The sequence below is a fragment of the Pararhizobium sp. LjRoot255 genome, assembly GCF_964252905.1.
Lineage (GTDB): Bacteria > Pseudomonadota > Alphaproteobacteria > Rhizobiales > Rhizobiaceae > Pararhizobium.
Window position 1 is genome coordinate 597524 of record NZ_CAXUPQ020000001.1, and the last position, 17964, is coordinate 615487.

The window sequence follows — 17964 nt, forward strand, 5'->3', positions numbered from 1 at the left end:
TATCCGAGCCGCCAACCAGTACCAAACTACCCGCATCTTCTTGTAAGTATTCATCAAGCATTGCGAGCTAAGGTTCACCTCGGGGACTGTCGGGGTAACATTGATGCGCAAGACGTTTATTGCCGTTTCCGTCGCGTTGGTCGCGCCGGTCGCTGCTTGCCCAGCACACGCGGAAACGCTGAACCTGTTGATATGGGAGTCCTATATCGACCAGAAGATTCTCGATCGCTGGACGGAAAAGACCGGCGTTGCCGTCAACCAGATTTTCTACGATAGCGGCGACGCGCGCGACGAAGTTCTTTCAGACCCAAACAGTAACATCGATCTCGTTGTCGTCGGCGAGAACGGCGCTGATCTGTTCGGAAAACGCGGCATTCTCGAGCAACTGACGGAAAAGAACGTTCCTGCGGTTAACGACTACAAACCTGAATGGACGTCTCGCTGCGCAGGCTACGCCATGCCCTATCTGTGGGGGACGATGGGCATCGCCTATCGCTCCGACCTGGTCAAAACAGTGCCCACCTCCTGGAACGACCTGATGGCGCCGGCGCCGGAGCTGAAAAAGCATATCGCCATGTACGACGACCACAACGAGGCGTTCATCGCGCCGCTGGTGCTGCTCGGCAAGTCGATCAACGCCAACGACAATGAGACGCTCAAGCAAGCCTTTGAAATAATGAAGAAACAGGCACCCTTCGTGCTGACCTATGACTACGTCATCACCTCGATCCAGAGCCGCGAAGTCGGCAAGGATATCTATATGGCGATCGCCTATAGCGGCGACCAGCATGTGCTGAACGACAAGGCCGGCACGCCCGGTGCCTGGCGGTACACGGTTCCGAAGGAAGGCACCTTGTCCTGGCTCGACTGCATGGCCGTGACGGCAGCGTCGCCGCGCAAAGAGATCGCCCTGCAGCTGCTCGATTTTATCGGCTCGCCGGAAAGTGCTGCAGCCAACGCCGAAGCGCTGACCATGCCGACGGCAAGCGAAGCGGCGCTGAAACTCATTCCGGCCGAGATGCGGTCGAACACGGAAATCTATCCGCCCGCAGAAATCCTGGCGAAGAGCCAGTATCAGAAGGAACTCTCCGTCCAGTCGATCCAGACCCGCCGGCGCATCATCAGCTCGATGGCAAATTTCCAGTGACGCTCGGAAAACGTGCCTTTTTCCTGATATTTCCTGTAGTGCTGACGGGATATCTGCTCGCGGCGCTGTCGGTCTATATCGCGCAAAGCCATTCGATGCTCGCGCTGGAGCGCGCGCGGCTGTCGCAGCAACTCGACCATATCGCTGCCCTGTTCCGAAACGAAGTCAACCAGAGCCGGAGCTTCCTCTATTCACTCCTTGAGGGCAACGCCGTCCGGCTTTTCGTCTCCGAAACCGATGAAGCCTACCGCAACAATGCGCTTGGGCTCCGGCTGCAGCAGAGCATCCGCTCGCTCTCCGACAATCCGGAGAAGTTCATTTCCTTCGCCATTCTCAATCCGGACCTGACGCCCGGTTACTATTTCGAAAACAGCGACGATCCGTTTGCGGCGATCGGTCAAGCCCAGTTTGCGCTGGCACGCCGGCTGGCCGGCGGCAGCCAGCTCCGGGACTGGACGTATCTTCATGACGGACAGGCACGCCCGCTGATCGTCTATTCGGAATTCATCGACCCAGTCACCTTCAACCGCCCGCTGCCGAGTGCGAAAAACAGCGCGCTTCTGGTTCAGGTGGCAGTCGAGCCGACGCAGTTTCTCGGCATGCAACGCAAGCTGCAGAAGGAGTATCAAACCGCAATCGCCTTCACCACGACGCCACAGCAACCGGTATCCGGCGACCTTTCGGCATCCGTGCGGCTGGCACCGTCGATGTTTGCGACGCTGTCAGTTCCGCCGTCTCACAATGCAGGCCAAATGGGGCGGTTGAAGCTGCTCCTGAGCCTTGGCGCGCTCGCCATGAGCCTCGTCTCCGTCGGCCTGATGATCATCCTGATCCGCCGTTTCATCACCAATCCGATCTCAGCGCTCGACCAGCAGGTCACGGCGGTGATGAGCGGCGAGAACGACGGCATCACTGAAACCGGCGCGGCCGGCGAAATCGGCCGGTTGACGGGAAACATCAAGCAGTTGCACGACCAGTCCCAGCGCGCGCTGCGGCTGGTTCAGCATGCCTCCTGGACCGACACGTTGACCGGCATCAGCAACCGCGGTCACTTCAACATGCGCGCAGCAGATGTCGTCCGCAAGGTCACGGCCGAGGGCGGGCATTGCAGCCTGCTCTTCATCGACATCGACAACTTCAAGTTCGTCAATGACAAATACGGCCATGAGGTCGGCGACGAGCTCCTGAAGATGCTCGCGCTCAGGATAGAAAGCGCCGCCAGCGAGATCATCAGGTGCCGGTCGCTTCCGCAGGTCATCTTTGCGCGTCTCTCCGGCGATGAGTTTGCCGTTCTGGTACAATCGCCATCCGGCGACGGCACGATCCGTGAAATGTGCACCGTCATCCTGGCATTGTTTTCCGACGGCTTTGAAGTGCTCGGCAAACACTACCCGATCACCGCCAGCATCGGCGTGGCCGTCTGTCCGACGGATGCAACAAACCTTGCCGAGCTGATTTCGAATGCCGATGCGGCCATGTACCAGGCCAAGACCAACGGCAAGAACCGCTCTTCCCGCTTCTCGCGTGCCCTCCAGGACAAGCGCGACCGGATCCGCCACGTTCAGGAGGAACTGCGGCTGGTCAATCCGGACGAAGAGTTCCACCTCGTCTACATGCCGATCGTCGATACCCGCGGCAAGGTGACCGGCTGCGAGGCGCTGTTGCGCTGGGTTTCTCCGACGCTCGGCAATGTCACGCCGGACGAATTCGTGCCGATCGCGGAAAGCACCGGCCAATTCACCAAGATCGACTGGTGGGTGATCAACCGGGCGATGTCGGACCACCAGCGCCTGAAAGCGCTGTTCGGACCAGAAACCGTGCTCGCCATCAACATCTCGTCGGCGGAACTGCACTCGAAATCGATCAGCGAGTATTTCAGCGATTGCCTCGACCGGCATGGGCTCGACGCGCGAACGATCGAGATCGAGCTGACGGAGACCTACGCCGTCAAGCTCGGCGACCAATCGCGCCGCAGTATCGAAGCCCTGCGCGACCGGGGTTTCCGCATCTCCATCGACGATTTCGGCGCGGGCTACACCTCGGTGCAGCAGATCGTCGAATATACCGCCGATACCATCAAGCTCGACCGGATGCTGGTGAAAAACCTTGCCAACGAGGAATCGCTGCCCGCATTGAAAGCAATGATCGCGCTCTGCCACGCGCAACATATGTCGGTGATCGGCGAAGGCATCGACAGCTACGAAAAGCTCGCTTTGCTGACGGTGGCCGGTTGCGATCATTTCCAGGGCTACCTCATCAGCAAGCCGCTTGCGCTGCCCGACCTCTCGATCTGGGCGCTGAAGCAGGCAGCGGAAATCGCTGGCCGCGATGAAGACCGCGTGTTCCCCAGCAGCGGCAGGCGCCGCGCAGGATCCTCCAGCCTGCTCTGAACCGCCAGTCAATCGCGCATAATTCCGATTTTGCCTTGACCTTCAGCGGCCCTCGCCTTAACCGCACCTCAACACTTCGGGCTGCGGGAGTAGGCGATGAGAGTTCTGTTGATCGGGTCGGGCGGACGCGAGCATGCGCTGGCATGGAAACTGGCGCAATCGCCGTTGCTGACCGCGCTTTACGCGGCGCCCGGCAATCCCGGCATTGCCGAACATGCTGAGCTTGCCGATCTCGATACCGCCGACAACGGCGCCGTACTTGCCTTCTGCCGCGAGCAGGCGATCGATTTCGTGGTGGTTGGCCCCGAAGCGCCGCTGGTGGCAGGGCTTGCCGATACGCTGCGCGTGGGCGGCATTGCCGTCTTCGGCCCTTCGGCGGCCGCGGCCCAGCTCGAGGGCTCCAAGGGCTTCACCAAGGACATCTGCGCCAAATACAATATTCCGACCGGCGCCTATCAGCGCTTCACGTCCGCGCAACCGGCCAAGGCCTATGTACGCGAACAGGGCGCGCCGATCGTCATCAAGGCCGATGGCCTTGCCGCCGGCAAGGGCGTGACGGTGGCGATGACGCTGGGCGAGGCGCTTGACGCCGTCGACAGCTGTTTTTCCGGCGCCTTCGGCGCCGCCGGTGCCGAGGTCGTGGTCGAGGCCTATCTCGATGGCGAGGAGGCGAGCTTCTTCTGTCTCTGCGACGGCGGGACCGCCTTGCCGCTTGCCTCGGCGCAGGACCATAAGCGCGTCGGCGACGGCGATACCGGACCCAACACCGGCGGCATGGGCGCCTATTCGCCTGCCCCCGTGATGACGGCGGAGATGGTCGAGCGGACGATGCGCGAGATCATCGAGCCGACCATCGCCGGCATGGCCGAGAGCGGCCATCCCTTTACCGGCGTATTGTTCGCCGGGCTGATGATCACGGCCAAGGGGCCCGAACTGATCGAATACAATGTCCGCTTCGGCGATCCGGAATGCCAGGTGCTGATGATGCGGCTGAAGAGCGATGCTTTGCCCCTGCTTTATGCCGCCGCCACCGGGAGGCTGGCCAATGTCAGTGCAGAATGGCGCGACGAGGTGGCGCTGACGGTGGTGATGGCGTCGAAGGGCTATCCGGGTGCCTACGAGAAGAACACGCCGATCAGGGCATTGCCCCCCGAAAACGCCGCGACCAAGGTCTTCCATGCCGGAACGGCGCTGAAGGACGGGCAACTGGTGGCGACCGGCGGCCGCGTGCTGAACGTCACCGCCATGGGCGCGACCGTCAGCGCGGCCCAGGAGACAGCCTATGCCGCTCTCGACCGGGTCGAGTGGGACAACGGCTTCTGCCGCCGCGATATCGGCTGGCAAGCGGTCGAGCGCGAGAAAGCCTGACGGCGGGACGGCGGAAATCGAAAACTCACTCAATTTTTACCAATTCTCCTGACGGGAACGTAACGGAGAATGAATATTCTCCTCGCACGGATTATCGAGGAGAATGCCGATGCGCACCCTGTTGTTCACAGTCGCCAGCCTGCTTGCCGCCGGTTCAGCCGGCGCGTCGTCGGTTGAAGTCGTGAAGACCGGACAGGACGCAAACAACAGCATTTCGCAGCTCTCCTGCGCCCATTGCCCGCCGCTGGTTGTCACGAAGAAGACGAGTTATGTCGTTCCCGACGTCGCTCCGGGCACGGAACGGCTGGAACTCAAGGAAATCAACGGCGAGATGAAGCTGATGCGCACCGAGGCCTGGCTCGGCGGCTCGCCGGTCGTCTTCATCACCAAGGCTTCGGAGGAAGCCATCAAGGCGGCGCAACTGGAAATGGCGCCGGCCGAGCATCTGGCGAAGGCTCCAGCCGCGGATGCACTGCCGGCCGAGGCCCAGGCGACGGCCACCCTTTCCGTTATCGACGGCACGGTGAAAACCGGCGCGGTCTCCACCGCATCGATGGCCGGCATGGCCGCGGTAACGCCGCGAGACAGCCATTCACAAGAAGTTGATCTGGAAAATTTCCAACTTCGGCTAAAATAGTCCGGGAGTTCCCTGTCCCTGCCCTGGCCAGCCACGCTGAAATGGCTGAACGGGCATTCGCCTTCCAAGGCGAGAAATTGCGCCCCTGAGAGAAGCAGGGGCGTAATTTTTTTGCGCTGCGAATAGGCTTTTCTTAAGCACGATCAGATTAACATAGTCTTGGAAATGATTTCCGGTGGCCGCAGAGTGCGACCTGCCCTTACCCCTGCATCATTAAGTGGATTTGCCGGCGATCCCTTGGCTGCCGGTGTTTGGATCGCGTGAACACCATGAAGAATCTCAGGATTTCGCGGCAACTGCTGCTGCTCGTTACCGGCCTGTTCGTTGCTTTCGCAGCGGCCGTCTATTTTCAGCTATCGGCCTCGAGCGACGCGCTCTACCAGGCTCGCTACGACACGCTGCGCACCCAGGTGCAATCGGCCGTATCGGTACTCAAGGCTTTCCACGAACGGGAAACGGCGGGTGAACTGACCCGTGAAGAGGCGCAGGCGCAGGCCTTCAAGACTTTGACGGCGATGAAGTTCGATCCGGACGGGTATTTCTTCGGCTACGACTATGACGTCGTCATGAAATTCCACCCCGACGCGCGCAAGGTCGGCAAGAGCGCCAAGGGCGTTGCCGATCCGAAGGGCTACAAGTTCCGCGACGAACTGGTCAGACTTGGACGCGCCGGCGGTGGCCAGACAAACTTCTATGCCAGCAAGCCCGGCGAGCCGGACGACGCCTTCTTTCGCAAGAGCGCCTATGCCGCGGCCTTCGAGCCCTGGCAGGTGGTCGTCGTCACCGGCCTTTACATTGATGACCTTGACGCGCAGGTCACTGCCACCATCTGGCAGGCGCTCTCTCTCGGCCTGATCGTTTTCGGGTTCGGCATCGCCGCCGCCTGGTATGTCATCCGCGGCATCACCAAGCCGCTGCAGGCGATCCACACGGCGCTCCAGGCGGTTGCCGACGAGAACGTTTCGATCGACATCCCGCACACGGACCTGCGCAACGAAGTGGGTCTGATGGCGACGGCAACGCAATCGCTGCAGCAGAAGGTCCGCGAACGGCACGAGATGACGCGCCGTCAGGCCGAACAGCAGGCCGAAATCAACGCCGAGCGCCAGCACAATCTCGACCTTCAGCGCGAAGACGCGGAACTGCAGGCGCATGTGGTGGCGACGATCGGCGAGGCAATGGAGGTTCTGGCGACCGGTGACCTCACAATCCGCTGCGGCGATATCGGCCCCAGCTATTCAACGCTGCGCGAACATTTCAACAATGCGCTGGCGCGGCTCGAGGCGGCCATGTCGAAGGTTAACGGCAAGGGGGCTGATATCGGCGGCAGCAAGGAAGAAATCCGCAACGCATCGCTGGAACTCGCCCGCCGCACCGAACAGCAGGCGGCCAATCTTGAAGAAACCGTCGCCGCGGTCGACGAACTGTCGGCCTCCGTGCGCCACACGGCCGAGGGTGCCAGCGAGGCAAGCAAGCGGGTGCAGGCGGTCAGCGTCGATGCGTCCCGCAGCGACGCCATCGTCTCGCAGGCGATCGAGGCCATGAGCGGCATCGAAAAATCCTCCGACGAGATCTCCAAGATCATCGGCGTGATCGACGAAATCGCCTTCCAGACCAACCTGCTCGCACTGAATGCCGGCGTCGAGGCGGCGCGGGCGGGCGAAAGCGGCAAGGGTTTCGCCGTTGTGGCGCAGGAAGTGCGCGAACTGGCGCAACGCTCTGCCGCCGCAGCCAAGGAGATCAAGGAACAGATTTCCCGTTCCTCCGCCCAGGTGGTCAACGGCGTCAAGCTGGTCGGCGAGGCCGGCGAGGCGTTGAAGCGGATTGCCAACCAGATCCAGGCGGCCAACGAAATCGTCGCCAAGATCGCCTACAGCGCTTCGGAACAGGATACGACCCTGCGCAGCATCAACGGCTCGATGAACCAGCTTGACGTCGCCACGCAGCAGAACGCCGCGATGGCGGAAGAAACGACGGCGTCGGCCCAGGTGCTGGCTGACGATACGGAAGAGCTCTTGAACCTCATTCGCGGCTTCCGCATCTCCGATCGCGGCGTACCCACTGAGACCCGCCGGCAACCCCAATGGCGCAAGGCGGGCTGATCCGCCCAAGATACAGCAGGCCCAAGATACAACAGGAAAGGCAGCGCTCGCGGGCGCTGCCTTTTTTGTTTCGGGCGGTCCGGCAACGTTCAGTCGGAACGCGCTACTGCATAATTCCTTAAATCGGTATCGATTTAAGGATAAAATTATGCAGCAGTTTCAAAGTGATACAGCGCCGCGCGTCATATTTGACGCGCGGCGCTGTATCACCTCGACGAGGGCGTCGATATCGCGATCGGAAAAGACCTGAATGCCATTTTTCCGGAGCAGCGCTGCCGTCACGCCCTCGCCCGGCCGACGGTCACCGGAAAACCTGCCGTCATAGACGAAGCTTGAGCCGCAGGAGGGGCTGCCGTCGATCAGGAGCGCATAGGCGCAGCCGGCTTCGATTGCCAGCGCCAGGGCATTTTGCGCCCCCTGGCGGAACTCGGCCGTCAGATCGCCGCCGTTGCTCTCCAGCACGCGGGCATCACTGGTGAGAACTTCTGATTTTCCCGGCTCGATCTCCGCCGGCAGCCGCGGCACCGGCATGCCGGCCGACATTTCCGGACAGATTGTCACCAGCCGCCCTTCCGCGCGCCAACGATCGAGCGCCGGATGCACAAGCGGCTTTGCCTGCCCGTCATAACGGACGGCATGGCCCATAAGGCAGGCGCTGACGAGGATTTTCGCCCCCATCGGCCCGTTCCTTCAGCCGCTGATCTTCGAGAAATCCGCAACCGTTCCCGTTGCCGAGCGGATCAGGCCGAGCAGGGCCAGGCGGTTGGCGCGGATTACCGGGTCTTCGTCGTTGACGAGGACGTCGTCGAAGAACTGGTCCACCGGGCCGCGCAGCTTCGACAGGGCTGCCATGGCCGAGCGGAAATCTTCCCCGGCGATGGCGGCAGCCGCTTCCTGCGACGCCTCGGTAACGGCTTTGTAGAGCGCCTTTTCCTGATCGAGCCTGAAGAGCGCCGGATCGACTGCCTCCGCGACTTCCGTGCCCTTCTTTTCCTCGGCCGCGAGGATCTGCGTGGCGCGCTTGGTGCCGGAAAGCAAGTTCAGGCCGTCTTCCGAGGTGATGAAGGCCGTCAGCGCCTCGACGCGACGAGCGACCATCAGGAGGTCGTCGGATTCCGGTGTGAGCACAGCATCGATCAGGTCGTAGCGGGCACCGAGATCGCGAAGGTAGACTTTGAGGCGGTCGTGGAAGAAGGCGAGGAGGTCCGCTGTGACAGCCTCTACGCTGTTTAGGAGATTGGCCGCGAACTCTGGGCCACCCGTTGCTTTCACCTGCTCCATTCGAATTTCGAGAGCTGAAAGGGCATCTAGCCGCTTTTCAGTTTTCTGAACAACCTCGTCGAAGGAAGGGATGTCAGCGTTAAATTTACGGCCGAATTGAACCGTTACAGCTTGCATGACCGGTTCACGCAAAACTCTTCTTAAATTGGCTCGAGCGCCGCGCTCGAGCAGAATCCGAATAGTGCCCAGAGCCGAACGACGCAGCGCATACGGGTCCTTAGAACCGGTAGGCTTCTCGTCGATGGCCCAAAAGCCAACCAGCGTGTCAAGCTTGTCTGCAAGGGCAACTGTAATTGCCACCTTGTCGTCCGGCACGCGGTCGGAAGGCCCCTGCGGCTTGTAGTGGTCCTCGATGGCAGCGGCGACGGAAGCATCTTCCCCCTGCAGAGCCGCATATTTGCGTCCCATGATGCCCTGAAGCTCGGGGAACTCGCCAACAGCTTCGGTGCGCAGGTCGGCCTTGGCAAGGACGACGGCGCGATCAACCAACGCGGCATCGGCGCCGGTCACCTTCGCCAATTCGGCGGCGAGCGAACGGATGCGCTGAACCCGCTCGCCCTGCGTTCCCAGCTTTGCATGGAACGTCACGTTCAGCGCGTCGAGCTTGGCCATGCGCTGGTCGAGCGGCTTTTTCAGGTCGAGATCGAATTTCGCGGCCGAGGCTTCCAGCGTTTCGAGGTCCGGCAGGTTGCCCTGGTCGCGGGTCCAGAAGTGCTTGGCATCCGACAGGCGGGCGCGCACGACCTTGCCGTTGCCGTGGACGATTTCCTTGCCGCCGTCCTTCGCCTCGATATTGGCAACTAGGATGAATTTGTTCGACAATACACCCTCCCCTTGAGGGGGAGGGTCGGCGCGCAGCGACGGGGTGGGGTGATCTTCCACGACACCAAACGGGTCACCCCCACCCGCAGCTTCGCTGCGACCTCCCCCCTCAAGGGGGAGGTGGGAGCCAAGCACGCGCGTGACGAAACACTTCTGGTTGGTCTTGATCGTCAGGCGGATGATTTCCGACGGGATCGCCAGATAGTCCTCCTCGAAGGCGCCCATCAACACGCGCGGCCATTCGACGAGGCCGGAGACCTCTTCCAGCAGCGCCTCGTCCTCGACCAGTTCAAGGCCGTTGGCGAAGGCGATGTCGCGGGCATCGTGGAGGATGATGTCCTTGCGGCGCTCGGCATCGAGCACGACCTTGGCCTTTTCCAGCTTCTCGGCGTAATCGGCAAAACGGCGCACGGTGATCGCTTCCGGCGCGTGGAAGCGGTGACCGTAGGTGACGTTGGAGGCGGTGATGCCGTCAACCTCGAACGGGATGACCTGCGTTTCCTCGTTTTCCGGGCCGAACAGGCAGATGATTGACTGCAACGGCCTGACCCAGCGCATGGCACCCGCCTTGGCCGAGGCGGCACCCGAGCGCATCGATTTCGGCCAGGCGAAATTGCGGATGATGCCGGGCATCACCTCGGCGATGATCGCTTCCGCCGGGCGGCCGGGCTTGACGATGTGGGCGACGTAGAAATCGCCCTTCTTCGGATCGCTGTGCACATGCGCCTGATCGATCGACGTCAGCCCGGCGCCGCGCAAAAAGCCTTCGATCGCCTTTTCGTTGGCGTCGGTGCGCGGGCCCTTGCGCTCTTCGCGTACATCGGCCGAGCGGGCATTCAGACCGCGGATATCGAGCGTCAGCCGCCGCGGCGTCCAATATTCCCTGGCGCCCTCATAGGTCAGCCCCGCCTCGACCAGCGCATCGGTCAAGAGCTTCTTCAGGTCGCCGGCAGCCTTGCGCTGCATGCGAGCCGGGATTTCCTCGGAGCGGAGTTCAAGCAGAAGATCGGGCATCAGATTTCTTCCTCACCCTCTCCGTGGCGGAGAGGGGCGGCACGCGGTGCCGGGGTGGGGTGAAAATGGCTGGCTTCTGCTAGCAAAATTTGACGTTGCTGCACAATGGCAAAAATGGTGTCTAGCACTGCGTCGAGTTCGTTGAAAACCTCCGAATTCCAAAAGCGCCGGACTTGGTAGCCCTAGCTTTCAAGAAAGGCCGTTCGTTTCTCGTCGTGCTGCAAGCCCCTTTCCGATGCATGTTGGCTGCCGTCAAGTTCGATCACAAGGCCGATCTGGTGGCAGGCGAAATCGGCAAAATATGGCCCGATCGGCACCTGGCGGCGGAAATGGGTCCCTTCGATTGGGATGCGTTCGAGGTGGCGCCACAATCTTGCTTCGGCGTCGGTGGCGCCGATGCGAAGGCGGCGGCTGTTGACGATTTTGAAGCGATCGAGTTTTGAAGGCTTTTTTGCCATTGCGCTCTCCTCCCGCTTAGATTGCAAGCGAGGCTGCCGGATGGCAATACCCTCCCCTTGAGGGGGAGGGTCGGCATGCAGTGCCGGGGTGGGGTGAGCTCTCGCGCGCCCGGATCACCCCCACCCGCGCGTTCCGCGCGACCTCCCCCCTCAAGGGGGAGGTAGAGATCACCACCCGCCGCCACCCCCGCCGCCTCCACCGCCACCGGAGAAGCCGCCGCCGCTGGAAAAGCCGGAGGAGGAGCTCTTCGGTGGCGGGGGGAGCGAGGAGGTCATGGTATCGGCCATCGAGCCGGCAAAGCCGCCCATGCGGTCACCGAAGGAGCCGGCGGTGAAGCGGTCGCCGTGGTACCAGGCGGGTTGGTAGGCGGCGGCGCCGGCGGCAGCGGTGAGCAGCCAGCGGTCGAAGGTTTCCGACCAGGGCTTTTCGACGCCGAGGGCAACGGCGTAGGGAAGCAGCTTTTCGAAATGCTGCGGCGACATCTCCGGCGCGCCGGCCATGTTCATCCGCTCCTTTTCGGCGAGCGTCAGATATTGCCGAAGGCCATCGATGCCATCCATCAGCTTGGCGCCGAGCGGGGTTGGGGCGCCCATGAGGAAGAAGAACAGGAGATTGACCAGAACGATGCCGCCGACGGCGATCAGGAGCGGCAGCTGATGCGAAGACACCGCCTCGAAAACGAGGAAGGCGAAGACGCCGGAAAACACCGAAACGGCGACGAACCCGATAAAGCCGAGCACAACAACGGAGACGATGCGCGCGGCAAGGCTCGCCTGCCTGCGGAAGGATTTGCCGAAACCGACGGCGAAGACCGAGACGAAGAAGGCGGCGGCGACAGGCACGATGACGAGGCCGATGTTTTCCTCATCCAGATTGCCGAAGAGGAAGATGGCGGCGAGGAACAGGAGCGACAGGACGACGCCGCCGACCACATAGGCAGTGTTGGTCCGGTAATATTTGCCGCGATGCTCGCGCTCCATGGCGCTGCGGAAATCGGCGCCGGCCTTCTGGACGATCTTGCCGTTTGCCTTATCGATCACGAGCGTGCCGCCCTGCCCTTCGACGGCCTTCAGCAGTGTCGCCTCGCCGGTCGGCAGCCCGGTTGCTTTTGCTTTGCCCGTCTTCGTGATGACCAGTGCATTCTTCAGGTCCTCCAAGACGACATGGCCGCCGACGGCGAGATTGAGCGCTGCGGCCGACAGCGCCATCCAGCCCTCGCCGGAAAAGCCCTTGTTATCGATATAGTTGACCAGCGCCGGCGAGATGCCGTCCGGCGCGTCCCAGCGCGGCACCATTACCCCACGGGCCGGATCCCGACCGAGCTTCAGCCACATGCGCGAATAGTAGAGCGCGACAATGACAAGCCCGGCAATGGCAAGGGCCGGCGCCAGGTTGTCTTTGAACCACCAGAGCTTTTCCTGTGACGCGGATGGCGGATCGATGCTGCCTTTCGGCATCTTGACGGCGATGGTCAGCCCCTCGCCCGGCTCGAGGCGGCGCGTCGTGGTGAACACCAGCCGATCGCCATCCTCGAGCGCGCGAGCATTCTTGTCGGTCGCGCCGTGGCGGCCCGTGAAGACATCGAGCGCCTGCGCCTTCACGCCCCCCGGAAGGGTGACGGTTGTGGATGCTTCCTCGATCGGAAAAGCCCAATCCGTGCCGGTGACGTTCCAGTAGAGCTCATCATGATCGTCGAAAAAACGGATTTGGCGGGCGGTCTCATAGGTGAACTGGAAGGTGTGCTCACCGCGCGGCAGGAAAACCTCGGCATCGCCGGTATAGATGCGGATGCCGCCCTTGATGCTCTCAGTGCGATAAGGCTCTGCATTGCCGTCGCGCTCGACGGAGACGAGCGTGAAATCGACCTTGACGGTGCGTCCGTTGGCATCGGTGAACGTCAGCGGAAAATCGCGATAGATGCCGCGCTTGATCTGGTCGCCCTCGACATTGGCCTTGATCGTCTCCGTTACCGTCAGCGTGCCGCTTTTGGCGACGTCGATCGCCGAATGATAGGACGCGAAGAACTCCTGCGAGTGCGCAGCCCCGGCCATGGCCAGAAACAGCCAGATGAAGCCAAGCACAGCGCAGAGACGTTTCATGCGAACGACCTTCCGATAGGGCTACTGCATAATTCCCTAGATCCTATTCGATCCAGGGATAAAATTATGGCAGCAATTCAAAGTGCTACAGCGACCTTTGCGCGTCTGATACGACGCGCGGCGCTGTAGCTGACGTTGAACACGACGCTCACGGCCGGTCGCCCTCAAATTCGACGCCGAGCGAGGCGAGCTCGTCCCAATAGCGCGGATAGGTTTTCGCCACGCAGCCGGGATCGAGGATGGAGATGCCGTTGATCTTCAGCCCCGCCAGCGCGAAGCTCATGGCGATGCGGTGATCGGCGAAGGTGTCGATGTCGGCGGGCAACGTCTGACCGGCGAGCTTCGGGTCGGAGGCGACGATGAGGTCATCGCCCTCTTCGAGCCCAAGGCCCGGACGGATGTTCGACAGGCCGGTGGAGAGCGCCCGCACCCGATCGCATTCCTTGACGCGCAGATTGGCAAGACCGGTGAAACGCACCGGCGTCTCGTTGAAGGCAGAAAGCACGGCAAGCGTCGGCACCGCGTCCTGCATCTGCGAGCCGTCGATGATCGCCGGCATGTGCGGAAAGCTGGCGATCACCTCATAGGACTTGGCATCCGGCTGCGAGAACGAGGTCGCGGCAACACCGAGATCGATGCGGCCGCCGGTCAGCACTTCCGCAGCCCAAAGATAGGTGGCAGCCGAGGCGTCCGGCTCGATGACATAGTCGGTAGCGCGATAGCCGGTCGGGGCGACCTGCCAGATCGACGGGCTGACTTGGCGGATCTCGGCGCCGAAGGCACGCATGGCGGCAACGGTGAGATCGATGTAACCGCGCGCGCCGATCTCTTCGCCGGCAAGCTCGATATTGACCGGGCGCGAGCCTCCGGCTGCCGCCATCAACAAGGCAGAGACATACTGGCTGGACAGGCCGGCATCGATGGTGACGCGATCGGTACCGAAATCGCCGGTGCCGGAAACCGTGACCGGCGGGCAGCCCGTTTCCGCCTCGACCGCCACGCCGAGCGAGCGCAGCGCCGCAACCAGCGGCGCGATGGGCCGCTTGCGCATATGCTGATCGCCATCGATCACCACCGTGCCATCGACGAGCGCTGCGGCCGCCGTCAGGAAGCGTGTCGCCGTTCCGGCATTGCCGAGGAAGAGCGGCTTTTCCGGCGGCAGCAGCTTGCCTTCGCTGGTGACGATGAAGGTCGTATCGTCCGGCTCGGAAATCGCAACACCCATGGCGCGCAGGGCGTCTGCCATGTACCGCGTGTCGTCGCTCTTCAGCGCGCCGGTCAGCCGGCTCGTGCCCTTGGCGAGACCGGCGAGCAGCAGCGCCCGGTTGGTAATCGACTTCGACCCGGGCGGGCTGACGCGGCCTTCAAGCGGACGGCCTGGCGGGAGGATGGTCAATTTCTGGTCAGCGTTGCTCATGCGCGTGTCTCTTGATGCCTGCGGCGCCGCCTCATCCCGGCGGTGCGCCCTCTATCGATTATCAACAGCCGTCTACGACGGAATGACGTTTCGGGATAGATCAAAACTTCACGACCGGGACAGTGCGGTCCGCTTCGTTGGTGATCTCGAAAAAGGCGGCCTTGGCGAAACCGAAGGGGCCAGCGATCAAATTCGACGGAAAGCTCTCCACCTTGACATTCAGGTCGCGGGCAGCGCCATTGTAGTAGCGGCGGGCCATCTGCACTTCACTCTCGATTTCCTCCAGCGATTGCTGCAACTCGGCGAAATTCTGGTTGGCCTTGAGGTCCGGATAGGCTTCCGCCAGCGCAAAGAGCTTGCCGAGCGCCTGGCCGAGCATGCCTTCGACGGCCGCCCGCCCGGCGACATCGCCCGAGGGCACTGCCTGCGCCTTGTTTCGCAGTTCGACGATCTCCTGCAGCGTGCCCTTCTCGTGGGCGGCATAGCCTTTGACGGTCTCGATTAAATTGGGAATGAGATCGGCGCGGCGCTTCAATTGCACGTCGATGCCGGACCACGCCTCCTCCTTCACCTGCCGCGCCTTGACCAGGCCGTTATAGATCAAAATCAGGTACAGGATCACGACCGCAGCGATGGCAAGAACGATCATCGAGATTTCCTTCCGCAAACATATGTTTTCCGCAACTTAAAGATCGTCCGCCGCCGTTGGAAGACAATTTTCCGCTGCCGTTTCTTCAGCCGCTTTTTCGCACTGCCATCACGCCCTCCCTGTTCCTCCGGGAACCGCGCCGCGGCACCGTTTGATCGATAGTAGGCGCATCAGATCAACGCCAAACCCCGAAAAGAACGGCACCATGAAAACGCTCGCAACCTTCATCAACGTCATCGCCTTCTCGGCTTTGTTCGTCGCCTATGCGAGCGTCACGCCGGTTGAAAAGCCGACCGGCGTCCGCCGCGCCCTGCAGACCTATGCCGGCCAGCTTTCGACCGGCGCCTATCCGACCCTGAAGCCGGTGTGGAAGATCGGTGTCGATGCCAGCGATCTGGTCTGAACGCTCTGCACGCACCAAACACCGACCGATAAAGGACGGGCCGCAAACCGCAATCGGAGCGATTTTGACGGGCCCGCTTACGTGCAGATGCACTCGCCGACGATCAAATGTCCAGGCTGCGATAAAGCCCCATATCGGCCTTGATGCCGAGACCGGCCATCGCCTGCTGGCGATCGATGCCTTCCTGGTGGTCGAACGCGGCAAGGGCGGAAACGATGTTCTCGATCACCTCCGGTCCACTGAACTCGATCGTGGTCACGAAATTGAACACGCCGGGGCCGGACTGCTGCTCGAGGATCTGGTCCGCGACGAAACCATCCTGCTTGCGCAGGACCGCATGCGTTCTGGCGATCAGATCCAGAAAGCCGTCGCGGCTTTCTAAGGGTACCGAGAATTTGTTTATGCGATAAAGCGGCGCTTGGCCGGATTGCTGGATGCTCATCTGCGTCTCCATTGGCTCGCGGCCACACATCGCGGCCCGACGCCGGAATGCCTACGACCTCAAGCAAAGTTGAGGTCAAGAGCGCGACCGTCAATTTTCTGGAAAAGGCACACGCGTTTCATCGGCGAATCAACCACCGCAGCGTGCGCAACAGATGAGCCGGCGAACAATCTAGTTATAACTCGCGATTGCAGGCCGCCGGGTAAGGCGTATCCTTAACCGATATTTTGCGCATACACGGCCAATTGTGGCCCCGGCAAGGATGGCCGCCGAAAACCTTACGGCGCAACGCAGGGCAAAAGCGTCGCCAAAGTCTTAATGAAGTGCGAATTGAACCATGACCATTATCTCCATGATCACCCTCTCGGCACTGGTTCTCATCGGCCTGAGCCACATGGCAGCCAGCCGGGCGCAGAAACTGGAACAACAGCAGAAGAGCCTCGTGCCGGTGCACATCCATACGGGCAGGCGCTGAGTACACTCAAGGCTGCCGTCAGCCTCCGATCCTTGGCGTAGGCCGCCGAGGCCAACCGACCTCGATCGGCTTGGCGTTGAAGCTGCCAATCAAGCGGCCGTTTCCGCGAGGTTCACGCCGCCTGCATCCGTCAACAGAAACGCCTCGCCGCAGGCCTTGGCCAGCGTGCGCACCCGCAGGATATAGCTCTGGCGCTCGGTCACCGAGATCACGCCGCGTGCGTCGAGCAGGTTGAAGACGTGGCTCGCCTTGATGCACTGGTCGTAGGCCGGAAAAACGCATTTGTGCAGCGTCGCGTTCAAGCCGGCATCAGGCGCGCCGGCTGCCAGGAGAGCCAGGCATTCCTTTTCCGCGTCGACGAAATGCTGCTGCAGCATGGCGGTGTTGGCATATTCGAAATTGTGGCGTGAATATTCCTGCTCGGCCTGCAGGAAGACGTCACCATAGCTGATCTTCTCGTCGCCTTCGCGGCCGTTGAAGTTGAGATCGTAGACGTTGTCGACGCCCTGCACATACATGGCAAGGCGCTCGAGGCCGTAGGTGAGTTCGCCCGAGACCGGCGAGCATTCGATGCCGCAGACCTGCTGGAAATAGGTGAACTGCGAGACTTCCATGCCGTCGCACCAGCATTCCCAGCCCAGCCCCCAGGCGCCGAGCGTCGGGCTTTCCCAGTCGTCCTCGACGAAACGGATGTCGTGCAGCAGGGGGTCGAGCCCTATCGCCGCGAGCGAGCCGAGATAGAGTTCCTGCAGGTTCGACGGATTGGGCTTCAGGATCACTTGATACTGGTAATAATGCTGCAGGCGGTTGGGGTTTTCGCCGTAGCGTCCGTCGGTCGGGCGGCGCGACGGCTGCACGTAGGCCGCCCGCCAGGGCTTGGGCCCAAGCGCCCGCAGCGTCGTTGCCGGATGAAAAGTTCCGGCGCCGACTTCCATGTCGTAGGGCTGCAAAACCGCGCATCCCTTGTCCGCCCAGTAATTGTGCAGCGTCAGGATCAGCGCCTGAAAGGAGCGCTTGGGGTTCATATGGTCCGGCAGGGCGGCGGTGGTCATGGCGTCAGTCCAGGTTGAATATGTCTGGCTGTCTGGTGCCATGATGGGCGAAGAGGGTCAAGGGGCGGAGAAGCGTCATTCCCGCCTCGGGTAAGGCCGTCATCTGCTTTACGGTCGACGATGAAAGAAAAGTAGTCGAGGTCATCTGCATCACCTATGGCGGAGCAGACTGGCAGGCACGCATACCTGAACGTCGCTGAGACCGCT

Annotated in this window: 14 protein-coding genes and 1 pseudogene; 7 read left to right on the forward strand and 8 right to left on the reverse strand. The window is 61.8% G+C overall.

Translation table 11 applies throughout. The features are described 5' to 3' along the window. Window positions 1–103 precede the first annotated feature (103 nt). From ACSQ2W_RS03080 to ACSQ2W_RS03100, 5 genes are all read left to right on the forward strand, one after another. Window positions 104–1147 carry a polyamine ABC transporter substrate-binding protein gene (locus ACSQ2W_RS03080; RefSeq protein ID WP_436084929.1) on the forward strand — a complete coding sequence of 348 codons (1044 nt, stop codon included), beginning with the start codon at window positions 104–106 and terminating at the stop codon, window positions 1145–1147. Continuing rightward, window positions 1144–3537 (forward strand): putative bifunctional diguanylate cyclase/phosphodiesterase, encoded by a 2394-nt coding sequence (locus ACSQ2W_RS03085; protein WP_436084930.1) that lies wholly within the window; start codon window positions 1144–1146, stop codon window positions 3535–3537. The genes ACSQ2W_RS03080 and ACSQ2W_RS03085 overlap by 4 nt, the downstream gene beginning before the upstream one ends. A 96-nt stretch (window positions 3538–3633) precedes the next feature. Beyond that, window positions 3634–4905 carry a phosphoribosylamine--glycine ligase gene (purD, locus tag ACSQ2W_RS03090; RefSeq protein ID WP_436084931.1) on the forward strand — a complete coding sequence of 424 codons (1272 nt, stop codon included), beginning with the start codon at window positions 3634–3636 and terminating at the stop codon, window positions 4903–4905. A 109-nt stretch (window positions 4906–5014) separates the two neighbouring features. Continuing rightward, complete coding sequence (locus tag ACSQ2W_RS03095; RefSeq protein ID WP_436084932.1) at window positions 5015–5542, forward strand: plant virulence effector HPE1-like domain-containing protein; 528 nt, start codon at window positions 5015–5017, stop codon at window positions 5540–5542. Window positions 5543–5811: 269 nt separating this feature from the next. Further along, on the forward strand, window positions 5812–7644 hold the full coding sequence (locus ACSQ2W_RS03100) for a methyl-accepting chemotaxis protein (protein ID WP_436084933.1): 1833 nt from the start codon (window positions 5812–5814) through the stop codon (window positions 7642–7644). A 159-nt stretch (window positions 7645–7803) separates the two neighbouring features. Here the strand turns inward: ACSQ2W_RS03100 and ACSQ2W_RS03105 are convergent, their stop codons facing one another. From ACSQ2W_RS03105 to ACSQ2W_RS03130, 6 genes and pseudogenes are all read right to left on the reverse strand, one after another. Beyond that, the gene (locus tag ACSQ2W_RS03105; RefSeq protein WP_436084934.1) at window positions 7804–8322 is read right to left on the reverse strand and encodes a DUF523 domain-containing protein; all 519 of its coding nucleotides are present in this window, start codon (window positions 8320–8322) and stop codon (window positions 7804–7806) included. Window positions 8323–8334: 12 nt separating this feature from the next. Further along, on the reverse strand, window positions 8335–10761 hold the full coding sequence (locus ACSQ2W_RS03110) for a glycine--tRNA ligase subunit beta (protein WP_436084935.1): 2427 nt from the start codon (window positions 10759–10761) through the stop codon (window positions 8335–8337). Continuing rightward, a pseudogene (locus ACSQ2W_RS03115) lies at window positions 10761–11219 on the reverse strand (endonuclease domain-containing protein). Before ACSQ2W_RS03115 ends, ACSQ2W_RS03110 begins: the two are co-directional and overlap by 1 nt. A 168-nt stretch (window positions 11220–11387) precedes the next feature. Further along, window positions 11388–13319 (reverse strand): DUF2207 domain-containing protein, encoded by a 1932-nt coding sequence (locus ACSQ2W_RS03120; RefSeq protein WP_436084936.1) that lies wholly within the window; start codon window positions 13317–13319, stop codon window positions 11388–11390. Between the two features lie 148 nt (window positions 13320–13467). After that, window positions 13468–14736, reverse strand: coding sequence for a 3-phosphoshikimate 1-carboxyvinyltransferase (locus ACSQ2W_RS03125; protein ID WP_436084937.1), 1269 nt, complete (start codon window positions 14734–14736; stop codon window positions 13468–13470). Window positions 14737–14836: 100 nt separating this feature from the next. Further along, window positions 14837–15385 (reverse strand): LemA family protein, encoded by a 549-nt coding sequence (locus ACSQ2W_RS03130; protein ID WP_436084938.1) that lies wholly within the window; start codon window positions 15383–15385, stop codon window positions 14837–14839. Window positions 15386–15590: 205 nt separating this feature from the next. Between ACSQ2W_RS03130 and ACSQ2W_RS03135 the strand changes: the two genes are divergently transcribed. Beyond that, window positions 15591–15788 (forward strand): hypothetical protein, encoded by a 198-nt coding sequence (locus ACSQ2W_RS03135; protein ID WP_436084939.1) that lies wholly within the window; start codon window positions 15591–15593, stop codon window positions 15786–15788. Between the two features lie 103 nt (window positions 15789–15891). On the opposite strand, the gene ACSQ2W_RS03140 is transcribed toward ACSQ2W_RS03135, so the two are convergent. Further along, on the reverse strand, window positions 15892–16230 hold the full coding sequence (locus ACSQ2W_RS03140) for an antibiotic biosynthesis monooxygenase (protein WP_436084940.1): 339 nt from the start codon (window positions 16228–16230) through the stop codon (window positions 15892–15894). Window positions 16231–16567: 337 nt separating this feature from the next. On the opposite strand from ACSQ2W_RS03140, the gene ACSQ2W_RS03145 reads away from it, so the two are divergent. Then, window positions 16568–16705 carry a hypothetical protein gene (locus tag ACSQ2W_RS03145; protein WP_436084941.1) on the forward strand — a complete coding sequence of 46 codons (138 nt, stop codon included), beginning with the start codon at window positions 16568–16570 and terminating at the stop codon, window positions 16703–16705. An 89-nt stretch (window positions 16706–16794) separates the two neighbouring features. Here ACSQ2W_RS03145 and ACSQ2W_RS03150 read toward each other — a convergent pair whose 3' ends face one another. Beyond that, window positions 16795–17757 (reverse strand): glycine--tRNA ligase subunit alpha, encoded by a 963-nt coding sequence (locus ACSQ2W_RS03150; RefSeq protein ID WP_436084942.1) that lies wholly within the window; start codon window positions 17755–17757, stop codon window positions 16795–16797. Window positions 17758–17964 lie beyond the last annotated feature (207 nt).